Genomic DNA, 11,697 nt, shown 5'->3' with positions numbered 1-11,697 from the left:
CTTATTGCCTAAAGGTAAATTGATACCTTTCTTTTTCTTAGGCTTTCTTATAGATTCTTCTTCCATTTTCACTTCATCAACTTTATTTTCATCAACTAAGTCATTTAATATAACTTCGTTATAATCTTCCACATATTGAGGAGTTTTCTTCGAATTTTTAGGTTGTTTATGTTTTACACTCCTTCTAAAGTTACTTCTTTTATTAAACAAAATTACACCCCCTTAAATCTACTTACTATAATATATATTCAATTTAAGGGAATATATTTGTTTTTTTAATTATTTTTTATTTTTAGGTGGTCTTGGCCCTATATATTGATATAAATTACTTTTTAACATACCATTATATAATTTTCTTCTTTTAGTTGCTTCTTGACCGAACTCATTTTCAAAATCTTCATATGAAGTTATTAGATAATAAGACCAGTTTTTAAGCTTTCTAAATACATATCCTAATTGCTTATAAAGCATTTTTACAGTATCAGCATCTTCTAATCTTTCTCCATATGGAGGGTTAGTTACAATAAATCCATATTCTTCATTGCTTGTAAAATCTAATGCATTTTGATTTTTAAATACAATATAATCCTCTACTCCAGCTATCTCGGCATTCTCTCTTGCAATTTCAAGTGCCTCTTCATCTATATCGTATCCATAGATTTTAAATTCTATATCATTATCTATTTTATCGTAAGCTTCTCTTCTCACATCCCACCAGATTTTTTTATCCATAGTTCTCCATTTCTCAGAGATAAATTCTCTATTTAATCCTGGTGCCATATTTATACCTTTCATAGCTGCTTCTATTAAAAGAGTTCCAGAACCACACATTGGATCTATCAAAGTTCTACCTGGTCTCCAAGGAACTAAATCCATGATTGCTGCCGCTAAAGTTTCTCTAATAGGTGCTTTATTAGCTTTTTCTCTGTATCCTCTTTTATGAAGAGCAGTACCTGAAGTATCTATTGTTAAAGTTACTTTATCTTTATGTATGAATACATAAATTGGGTATTTTTCTTTATCTTCTTTTATCATTCCTGTTTCTAAATAGCTTTTCTTTAAACTCTCAACTACAGCTTTTTTGACTATAGACTGTATATCTGGTATAGAATATAATTTATATTTTATAGATGATGCTTTTGATATAGGGAATTCTCCACCATATGGAATATATTTTGCCCAGTTTATTCTTTTAGTACCTTCAAATAGCTCATCAAAACTTCTAGCTTCAAATTCAGCTACTTTTAAATGTACTCTTTCTGCACACCTAAGGTAAATATTAGATTTTGCAATTCCATATTCATCAGTTTTATATGTAACCCTTCCATCCTCTGTTTTTATTATTTCATAGCCAAGATCTTTTATTTCTCTTGCTAACATTTTTTCCACACCAAAGAAACATGGTGTTATTAAAGTATAATTTTTCATTTGTTCCTCCTACGTTAATTCATACTGCCCATTTGATAACCTCCTAAATCTAAAGTAACATGTTTAAACCCAATTTCTTTAAACTTTAAATTTATTTTGTTTATCATTTCTTCACTAAAGAATTTGTTTATTTCATTTTTATCAACTTCAATCCTTGCCATATTATTGTGTAATCTTACTCTATATTGATTAAAGTTGTTATCTTGCAAAAAATTCTCTCCTTCTTCTATCATTTTTAACTTATCCTTTGTAATATCATCATATACAGGTATTCTAGTCGCTAAACATGAAAAAGAAGGTTTTTTATATGTAGTTATATTTAATTCTTTTGATAATATTCTGATTTCATCTTTACTTAACTTACTATTTTTTAATGGACTTATTATATTAAGCTCCTCTAAAGCCTTAATTCCTGGTCTATAATCACCTAGGTCGCTTAAATTAGTCCCATCAAGTATATATTTAATATTATGTTCATTAGCTATTTCTTTTATTTTACTAAAAATAAATTTCTTACAATAATAGCATCTAAGAGGTCCATTTTCAGTAAATTCTTTTAAATTCAAATTATCTACTTTATATAATAAGTGATTTACTTTATATTCTTTCGCATAATTAATTGCCTCTTCAATTTCCCTACTTGAATGCATCATAGCACTTATTGTAATAGCCAATATATTTTCTTCTCCAAGAGTATCTTTTGCAACTTTTAATAAAAAATTACTATCAACTCCTCCAGAATAAGCAATAGCTACTTTCCCCATTTCTTTCAAATTGATTTTTAATTCCTCTAATTTATCACTTAATAAAATTTCCATCTATTCTTAATCCCCCAAAAATAATTTATCTACTCTAGTATATATAAACATTTTTAATAAATCAAATTTAAAATTAAAAAATGAGGTTATTAGCCTCATTTTAATTTAATAAGTAATTTATAGAGTAAATATTATCATTTTCTTTATAAACTCTTGTAACCCTTCTATTTATCATACATAATATTTCATAATTTATAGTGTCATTTCTTTTTGCATTTTCTTCTGCAGAAAGTTGAGAAATATCATTATCTATTACTATAACTTCATCTCCTATAGATATTTCAGCATCAATAGGAGCTTTAACCATACATTGATCCATACAAATTCTACCAACTATATCCAATATATATCCATTTATAAATACTTTTGGATTATGTTGTATTCTATTAAATCCATCTGCATAGCCAATAGATATAGTGACTATTTTTGTTTTCTCATGAGTTTTGTATGTATATCCATAACTTACTCCTATATTTTTATCTAATATTTTTACATTTGTAACCGTAGACTTTAACTTTAAGCACGGCTTTAATTTAATAATATCCATATTAACTTCATCTGATGGATAATATCCATATAAAATAATTCCTATTCTAGCCATATTAAATAATCCTTCTTTTAAGTCTAATATAGCTCCACTATTAGCCACATGTTTCAATGGTATATTTATATTTAAACTATTTAACTTATCTATTACGAAGTTGAATTTATTTAGTTGTTCTAATGTATCTGTTTTATCTTTCTCATCAGCTTTTGCAAAGTGACTATAAATACCTTCTATATTCAGATTATTAAGCTCATAAATTTCTGTTATAGGCTCTATAGATTCTAAAGCTAAAAAACCTAGCCTACTCATTCCACTATCTATCTTTATATGTATGTTAGCTTTCTTATTTAATAAACCGGCTAATCTGTCTACTTCTTTAGCATAATTGACATTATATACTGTAAGAGATATATCATTTATAATCGCTTCTTCAATCATGTAAGCATCAATATATCCCATGCATAAAATAGGCAATTTAATGTTGTTTTTTCTAAGTTCTAAAGCTTCTTCAATTCTCGCTACTGATAAAAAATCAACATTTTGTTTTTCTAAATATTTTGCTACTTGAACTGAACCACTTCCATATGCATTTGCTTTTACTACTCCACATATTTTCATTTCAGGATTTAAAGTTTTCTTTATTTCTTTTAAATTATATCCTATATTATCTAAACTTACTTCAGCCCAGCATCCTGATTTAATGTCCATATTTACCTCCAATAAATCTTTTAACTAATCTTATTATATCTTTACTATATATCTTTTACAATAAATTAATATGTATAATCACTAATACATCATTTTTACATACTATATATTATTTATCCACTTTTATCTATTTGTACATAAAATATATTCTTTTAGAAATATTAATTAATAGATTAATTAATATTTCTGTTTTCACCGCAATTTTAAAATTAATTTATAATTTTAAGCATTTTTATATTATATAAAAAAAACTTATTATATATTCAAAAAACATATTGTTAAATTATCCCCATGAATATATAATAAGAAAGTATTATTTTAAAAGCTATCTTAAAATAAGAAGCTGGAAATAATTAAACTCAAAAATAATTACTCGAAAGGAAAAATAAGTTATGAGTCAAAAATTAAAGAAAAGTTTAGGACTTACTGCTGCCTTATCAACAGTTATAGGTATGGTAATAGGCGGTGGTGTATTCTTTAAACCTCAAGCAGTATATACTTTAACTGGAGGTGCACCAGGCCTTGGTATGTTAGCATGGGTTATAGCCGGTGTTATGACAATAGCTGCTGGTTTAACTGCTGCAGAGGTTTCAGCTGCAATACCTAAAACAGGTGGTATGATGGTATATATTGAAGAGATTTATGGTAAAAAATTAGGAGTATTAACTGGATGGATGCAATCGGTTTTATTCTTCCCTGCAACAATAGCTGCTATTGCAGTTATGTTTGGTAGTCAAAGTGCTATACTTCTAGGAAACGATGCTTTTGTTGTTCCTGTAACAGTAGGAACTATACTATTAATAAGTATATTAAATACTTTTGGTTCAAAAACTAGTGGTATGATACAAACAATATCTACAATAGCTAAATTAATCCCTCTAGTTTTAATAATTGTATTTGGTTTTATAAAAGGTGATGGTAATAACTCTATAACTACACCTTTAGTAGGTGAAGGTTTATCTGCAGGTTCTGTAATAGGACAAGTTTTAATATCGATATTATTCGCTTATGATGGCTGGATAAATGTTGGTGCAATAGCTGGTGAAATGAAAAATCCAGGTAAAGATCTTCCAAAAGCTATAGTTGGTGGTTTATCTTTAGTTATGGCTGTATACATAACAATAAACTTAGCTTATCTTTGGGTATTACCTGCAAGTGAATTAGCAAATTACGCTTCTCCTGCTTCAGCTGTTGCAGAAGTAATATTTGGACCAATGGGTGGTAAAATAATTACTGTAGGTATATTAATTTCTGTATTTGGATGTATAAATGGATATCTATTAACTGGACCAAGAATTCTTTTTACTTTAGGTAAGCAAAAATCTTTACCAGGATACAAATATATAGGAGCTTTAAACAAAAATGGTGTTCCTGCTAATGCAACTTTAATTATGGGTGTACTTTCTGCACTGTATGCATTATCTGGTCAATTTAACTTACTAAGTGATTTATCTATGTTTGCTGTTTGGTCTTTCTATGTTCTAACATTCTTTGGTGTTATGAAACTTAGAAAAACTCAACCTGATTTAAACAGACCTTATAAAGTTCCACTATATCCAATAATGCCTATAATAGCTATAGCTAGTGGATTATTCGTAGTAGTTAACCAATTATTCTTTGCTGGTTTAACAAATACTATAGTATCTATAGGTGGTGTATTAATAACATTAATAGGTTTACCACTTTATAACTTAGCTCAAAAACAAACTGCTAATGAAGATAATAATGATATTGATAATATAGCTTAATTTTATAAAAAAACTTCCTTAGTTTTACTAAGGAAGTTTTTTTATAATAAATTCTCTTTATATTCATTTTCTTTAAAGCCTATAAGTACTTTTTCATGATCTACTAATAAAGGTCTTTTTATTAATTTGCCATCACTTGCAAGTAAATCTAGTAATTCTTCTTCACTAGCTGTTTTTACAATATCTTTTAATCCTAGCTCTCTATATTTTACACCACTAGTGTTAAAGAATTTTTTTAAATCTTGTCCACTTACTTCATATATTTTTTTGATCTCTTCTTTAGTTGGAGGTTCATCAACTAAATCAATTTCTTCAAAGCCTATATTATTTTCTTGCAACCATTTTTTAGCTCTTTTCACTGTTGAACATTTTTTATATCCATAAAACTTCATAATTCTTATCCTTTCCTTAATCATGTTTATAATAATTCCACGGCACTAATTCTACTTCTCCATAGGATCTATCATTTAATCTATTAGAATACTCTCCTTTGTAGCCTATTATATGTAATATTACTAATTCAACATATCTAATTGCAATTTGAATTATATTCCACATATCTTCCACATGTAAAGTTGCTTTATTTCTTCTTCTACTAGGGTGAACTATTTTATTTCTAAAATAAATAATCAAATCCACACCATCGATAAATTTATTCTCTATATACTCATCAAACAAATACAATTCAAATTTTCCTATTGGAATTTTACAACTGTTTAGAAGCATTCTAATATTAGTAGCCGATAAATTTTCATCAAATTCCTCATCAGTTAATACTTTATTTTGTTCTACTAAAACAACATATGATAAAGTTTCCAATGCGATTTGCATGGAAATTATATTATTTTCAATAGTAGTATTACCCAAAGATTCAATATACCAATCAATAACTTGCCTGATTGCATGACCATAATATAAATCATTTAATTTCTTGCACATCAGAGTCATATATTTCTCAATGTTATGATTATTTGCTATTGTATCTCTCCAGTTTGGTACAAATCTAAAAGGACTAACTATACATTCTCTACATAATCTAAATATATTATTATCATGTTCATAACCCTTGACAATACATATATCAACATACCTACCACACATAAAACTAAGAGCCATAGAAATATTATCCAATACATCATTTATATTATTAGTCTTAAATAAGCTACCATCTTTCTTTTTTATACGTCCGATATGAGTAATTATACTACCAGATTTATCTCTTAGAGTACGATTTAATTCTTTTGTAAAATCATATCTCTTATCGATGGTTACTTCGTAGTCATTAATATTAAATTCCATTCTCCCCGCAAATAACTTATCTTCATGCATTATTAATTTTCCTGAATATCTATCAAGATTTACAATATAAAAATCTATACTATCTACAAAATAATTTTTAGATTTTATATATCCATCATTAATGTAACCTTCTAAAGTTAAATCACTTACAGTACTGATTGTAACATTTATAGGCTTATATCCATATACTTCAAGTATTGCATTATCATAATCTAATGTTATATCTACATCATAATCTTTTCTAGATAGAATTTTTCCTTTAAAGTTAATTGACATAGGAGTGGTCATCTTATAAAATACTTTTCCGTGGCATTTATATTTTTTATTATATAAGTAAACACAAAATCTTCCTTCATGGACACTAATATCTTCGCTTACATCATACTCTAAGTAATCTAAGGATATAGCATCTTTAAGTGATTTCATAACTACTCCACCTTTTCTAATATAGTAAATTTAATTATATCATAAGAAATTAGTCAATTGGTGATAAAATTATTAAATATAATTAAAAAATTCTCTTTGCTTAAGCCACTGAGTGGTCGCTCCACTTCATATCGCCAACGACTACGTCCGTTGCTCAAATTTATAAGTTAGGATTATTGATTATACACAATTCAGATAATTTATAATCCATTAAAATATTAAAAAAGCAGATTAGAAGTAAATCTAACCTGCTATAACTATTAACATTTAGCTAAACATTCTTCTTTATTATCTTTTTTCACCTTACTTTCTTTAAATTTACATTTATTTGAATCTTCATAACTTATATCATTACTTATACTCTTGAATGCTTTTGACAACATTAATTTTATTCTATTTATTTGATTTACTTCACTTGCTGATGGATCATAATCTATAGGTATTATATTTGCATTTTTATAAATTCTTTTTAATTCTTTTATAGAACCTTTACCAACTATATGATTTGGTAAACATCCAAATGGCTGCATACAAATTATGTTCTCCACACCATCTTCTATAAGCTCTATCATTTCTCCTGTTAGAAGCCATCCTTCTCCTGTTTGATTTCCTATAGATACCACTTTTTCCGTTTTATTTGCAAGACTTCTTATATCTTTTGGTACAGAAAATCTTTTACTATTTTTTAGTGACTTAATATAGTTTTTTTGATAGAAATTAGCAAACATTAAAAACACCCTTGCTAAAATTGAAGATTTTTTACTTCCTTCTAAAAACTTTGCTCTATAAACAGTATTTACAGACCATGCTGTAAAGAAATTTATAAACTCTGGCATAACAGCCTCTGCTCCTTCTTTTTCTAACACATCTACAATATTATTATTGGCAGTTGGATGAAATTTAACTAATATTTCTCCAACTAAACCAACTTTAGGTTTTTTAATATTTAATAATGGTAAATTATCAAATTCTTTTACTATATTTTTTATATTTTTGCGATATGTTGAGAACTTAGCATCTTTAAGAGAATCTTTACATATTTTTACCCATTTATCATAAAGTTTATTTGCACTTCCTTTGACTGCTTCATACGGTCTTACTCTATATAATACCTTCATTAATAAATCACCATATACTGCACCCATGACCACCCTATGAATTAATTTTAGAGATATATTCTCTAGTACTCCATTATCTTCTATGTTACTAGTACTAAGAGATATTACGGGTATATTTTCAAATCCAGCTTCATACAATCCTTTTCTTAAAAAGCCAATATAATTAGTTGCTCTGCATCCACCACCTGTTTGTGTAATTGCAACTGAAGTATTATTTAAATCATATTTTCCTGATTTTAGTGCACTTATAATTTGACCAATAACTATTATTGCTGGATAACATGCATCATTATTTACATACTTTAGACCTTCTTCTATAACTTTTCTATCTGTTTGTTGTAATATTTCCACATTCCATCCACTATAATTAAAGGCTTCTTCTATAAATTGAAAATGTACTGGAGACATTTGTGGAGCAAGTAAAGTATGCTTTAAATTAAACTTATTATTATTAGTATAAGGTATTTTTATTTCTTTAATATTTTTTACACTTATGTTATTTTGCTCTCTTTCCTTCATAGCTGCTTTTAGAGATCTTAATCTTATTTTAGCTGCACCTAAATTGTTACCTTCATCTATTTTTATAACTGTATATATTTTTGATTTTTCATTTAAAATTTCTTCTACTTGTTCAGTTGTTACTGCATCAAGTCCACATCCAAAGGAATTAAGCTGAACTAGTTCTAAGTTATCACATTCCTTAACAAAATTTGCAGCTTTGTAAAGTCTAGAATGATATACCCATTGGTCTACTACTCTAAGAGGTCTTTTTAGATTTGCTAAATGACATATACTATCTTCTGTTAGTACTGCCATATCTAAAGAATTTATTAATTCTGGAATACCATGATTTATTTCTGGATCTAAGTGATAAGGTCTACCAGCTAGTACTATTCCTTTTAATCCTTTTTGATTGATTATGCTTAAAGCTTCTTCTCCTGCCCTTCTTATTTCTAATTTAAAAGCCTCTTCTTCTTTTGTAGCAATATCAACTGCCTTTTCTACTTCCTTTCTAGATATATCATCAAAATCAACTTTTAATACTTCATACATTCTATTTTTTAATCTTTCTTTATTATTTAAACTTATAAAAGGATTCAAATATTTAATATTTTTCCTTCTTAAATCTGATAAATTATTTTTGATTACTTCAGAGTATGATATAACTACTGGACAATTATAATTGTTATCTGCTGTTTTATCTTCTTTATATTCGTGAGTTACAGCAGGATAAAAAATAGTTTTTATTCCTCTATTAATAAGACTTTGTATATGTCCATGCACCATTTTAGCTGGATAACAAGTTGTTTCAGAAGATATAGAATCTATACCTTTTTCATATAATTTTTTTGAAGATCTTTCTGATAATACTACCTTAAATCCTAAATTTGTGAAGAAAGTATGCCAGAATGGATAATCTTCATACATATTCAAGACTCTAGGTATACCAATTTGTCCCCTTATTGCTTTTTCATTATCCAAAGATTTATAATGCTTGAATAATCTATTATATTTATATTTAAATAAGTTAATATCTTTTTCATTTTTATTAACTACATCTTTATCTCCATTTAAATATGCTCCATTTTCACATCTATTTCCAGATATAAATATTTCATTTTCTGTAAATCTATTTATAGTTAAAAGACATTTATTAGAACATCCTTGACATCTTTTTACACTAGTATCAAGCTTAATATTGGTTAAATGCTCTAAGTCTAATAAACTACTTTCATAACCTTCTTTATACTGTTCTTTGGCTATTAATGCAGCTCCGAAAGCACCCATTATACCAGATATATTTGGTCTTATAACTTCTCTACTTGTCAACTTTTCAAAAGCTCTAAGAACAAGGTCATTATAAAAAGTACCACCTTGAACTACTATATTATTCCCAAGCTGTTCAAAATTTCTTATTTTTATTACTTTAAATAAAGCATTTTTTATCACTGAATAAGAAAGCCCTGCAGATATATCTCCTACTGTAGCCCCTTCTTTTTGTGCTTGCTTAACTTTAGAATTCATAAAAACAGTACATCTAGATCCTAAATCTACTGGTTTTTTTGAAGTTATTCCTACTTTAGCGAAATCTTTTATGTCCATTGATAAAGAATTAGCAAATGTTTCTAAGAAAGATCCACATCCTGATGAACAAGCTTCATTTAATATAATACTATTTATAACACCATTTTTTATTTCAAGACATTTCATATCTTGACCGCCTATATCAAGTATAAAATCTACTTCTGGGTTAAAAAATTTTGCTGCTTTATAATGTGCAATAGTCTCTATTTCGCCATAATCAATTTTTAAGGCTTTTTTCAATAAAGCTTCTCCATATCCTGTTACACAAGAGGATAATATATTACACCCTTTTGGTAAAATACTATATATTTCTTTTAGTACTTTTATAGATGTTTCTAATGGGCTCCCCTCATTACTATTATAGAATTTATAAAATATATTACCTTCATCATCTATTAACGTTGCTTTTGTTGTAGTAGACCCCGCATCTATACCTAAATAAACATCCCCAGTTAAATCCGTTATATCTTTTGATTTTATTGAATTTTTATCATGTCTACTTTTAAATAATATATATTCATCTTCATCTTTAAATAATGGCTCTAAACCTTTATTTCCATTAATATTAATATTGTCTATTTTTTCAAGCCTATTTAATAAATCATGTAGCAAAATAGCTTCTTCCCTTTGAGATAATATACTTGCTCCCATAGCAATATATAATTGTGCATCTTCTGGAAATATAATATCTTCATCTTTAAGATTTAGTACATTTTGAAATGCTCTTCTAAGCTCTGATAAAAAATATAAAGGTCCTCCAAGAAATGCAACCTTACCTTCTATTTTCCTTCCACAGGATAATACACTTACTGTCTGAACTACTACAGCATTGAATATACTCATAGCAATATCTGATTTTTTTGCACCATCATTTATTAAAGGCTGAATATCTGTTTTAGCAAATACACCACATCTAGAAGCTATTGGGTAAATTATATTATAGTTCTTAGCCATTTCATTCAAGCCTTTGGCATCAGTCTTCAATAGGGTTGCCATTTGATCTATAAATGCACCCGTTCCTCCTGCACATATACCATTCATTCTTTGATCAATTCCACCACTTATATATGTTACCTTTGCATCCTCTCCACCTAGTTCAATAACAATATCCGTCTCAGGATTAAAAGTCTCTATTGCTTTTGTAGAACATATTACTTCTTGAACAAATTTAAGATTTAAATATTTTGATATATCTATGCCTCCTGAACCAGTAACTACTACTGATATCCATATATCCCCCAATTTACTATACACTTCTTGCAAGATTTCTCTAATTGCTCTCTTAACATCAGATAAATGTCTTCTATATTCTTTAAATATAACCGTATCTTGATATAAAATAACTGCTTTTACTGTTGTAGACCCTACATCAATCCCCATATTATATATCTTTCTCATAATATTTCCTCCCGTAAATATGTCAATCCTATTTGTATTTGATGCTCTAAAAATAATAACCTTAATGTATTAATTACTTCGATTATCAACTATATCCCATCTATTTATTAAGAATACTTATT

General features: G+C 27.4%; 8 protein-coding genes. 1 reads left to right on the top strand and 7 read right to left on the bottom strand.

What is annotated here, in order from left to right; all coding sequences use genetic code 11:
* The 4 genes from J7G74_RS05395 to alr form a co-directional block, all read right to left on the bottom strand.
* Nucleotides 1-210: hypothetical protein (locus J7G74_RS05395; RefSeq protein ID WP_297132823.1), on the bottom strand; the 210-nt coding region annotated here is incomplete at its 3' end.
* A 69-nt stretch (nt 211-279) separates the two neighbouring features.
* Nucleotides 280-1,428, bottom strand: coding sequence for a THUMP domain-containing class I SAM-dependent RNA methyltransferase (locus J7G74_RS05390; RefSeq protein ID WP_297132821.1), 1,149 nt, complete (start codon nt 1,426-1,428; stop codon nt 280-282).
* A gap of 14 nt (nt 1,429-1,442) precedes the next feature.
* Nucleotides 1,443-2,246 (bottom strand): ATP-dependent sacrificial sulfur transferase LarE, encoded by an 804-nt coding sequence (gene larE / locus J7G74_RS05385; RefSeq protein ID WP_297132818.1) that lies wholly within the window; start codon nt 2,244-2,246, stop codon nt 1,443-1,445.
* A gap of 100 nt (nt 2,247-2,346) precedes the next feature.
* The gene (gene alr, locus J7G74_RS05380) at nt 2,347-3,501 is read right to left on the bottom strand and encodes an alanine racemase (RefSeq protein ID WP_297132815.1); all 1,155 of its coding nucleotides are present in this window, start codon (nt 3,499-3,501) and stop codon (nt 2,347-2,349) included.
* A 392-nt stretch (nt 3,502-3,893) separates the two neighbouring features.
* Here alr and J7G74_RS05375 point away from each other — a divergent pair, with 392 nt between their 5' ends.
* Nucleotides 3,894-5,249, top strand: coding sequence for an APC family permease (locus tag J7G74_RS05375; RefSeq protein WP_297132813.1), 1,356 nt, complete (start codon nt 3,894-3,896; stop codon nt 5,247-5,249).
* A 41-nt stretch (nt 5,250-5,290) separates the two neighbouring features.
* Here J7G74_RS05375 and J7G74_RS05370 read toward each other — a convergent pair whose 3' ends face one another.
* From J7G74_RS05370 to J7G74_RS05360, 3 genes are all read right to left on the bottom strand, one after another.
* The gene (locus J7G74_RS05370) at nt 5,291-5,665 is read right to left on the bottom strand and encodes an arsenate reductase family protein (RefSeq protein WP_443081641.1); all 375 of its coding nucleotides are present in this window, start codon (nt 5,663-5,665) and stop codon (nt 5,291-5,293) included.
* Nucleotides 5,658-6,974 (bottom strand): hypothetical protein, encoded by a 1,317-nt coding sequence (locus J7G74_RS05365; protein WP_297132811.1) that lies wholly within the window; start codon nt 6,972-6,974, stop codon nt 5,658-5,660. Before J7G74_RS05365 ends, J7G74_RS05370 begins: the two co-directional genes overlap by 8 nt.
* Nucleotides 6,975-7,234: 260 nt before the next feature.
* Nucleotides 7,235-11,575, bottom strand: coding sequence for a 2-hydroxyacyl-CoA dehydratase (locus tag J7G74_RS05360; RefSeq protein WP_297132808.1), 4,341 nt, complete (start codon nt 11,573-11,575; stop codon nt 7,235-7,237).
* Between the last annotated feature and the right edge of the window lie 122 nt (nt 11,576-11,697).

It is taken from the genome of Terrisporobacter sp. (assembly GCF_017888745.1).
In the GTDB taxonomy this organism is placed as follows: Bacteria; Bacillota; Clostridia; order Peptostreptococcales; family Peptostreptococcaceae; genus Terrisporobacter.
Note: the sequence above shows the minus strand (reverse complement) of the source record. Positions and strands in the feature narration are given on the sequence as shown.

Excerpts from the sequence above, each read along its gene's own strand:
- J7G74_RS05390 (WP_297132821.1), bottom strand. The coding sequence starts at position 1,428 with ATGAAAAATTATACTTTAATAACACCATGTTTCTTTGGTGTGGAAAAA.
- larE (WP_297132818.1), bottom strand. The coding sequence starts at position 2,246 with ATGGAAATTTTATTAAGTGATAAATTAGAGGAATTAAAAATCAATTTG.
- alr (WP_297132815.1), bottom strand. The coding sequence starts at position 3,501 with ATGGACATTAAATCAGGATGCTGGGCTGAAGTAAGTTTAGATAATATA.
- J7G74_RS05375 (WP_297132813.1), top strand. The coding sequence starts at position 3,894 with ATGAGTCAAAAATTAAAGAAAAGTTTAGGACTTACTGCTGCCTTATCA.
- J7G74_RS05370 (WP_443081641.1), bottom strand. The coding sequence starts at position 5,665 with ATGATTAAGGAAAGGATAAGAATTATGAAGTTTTATGGATATAAAAAA.
- J7G74_RS05365 (WP_297132811.1), bottom strand. The coding sequence starts at position 6,974 with ATGAAATCACTTAAAGATGCTATATCCTTAGATTACTTAGAGTATGAT.
- J7G74_RS05360 (WP_297132808.1), bottom strand. The coding sequence starts at position 11,575 with ATGAGAAAGATATATAATATGGGGATTGATGTAGGGTCTACAACAGTA.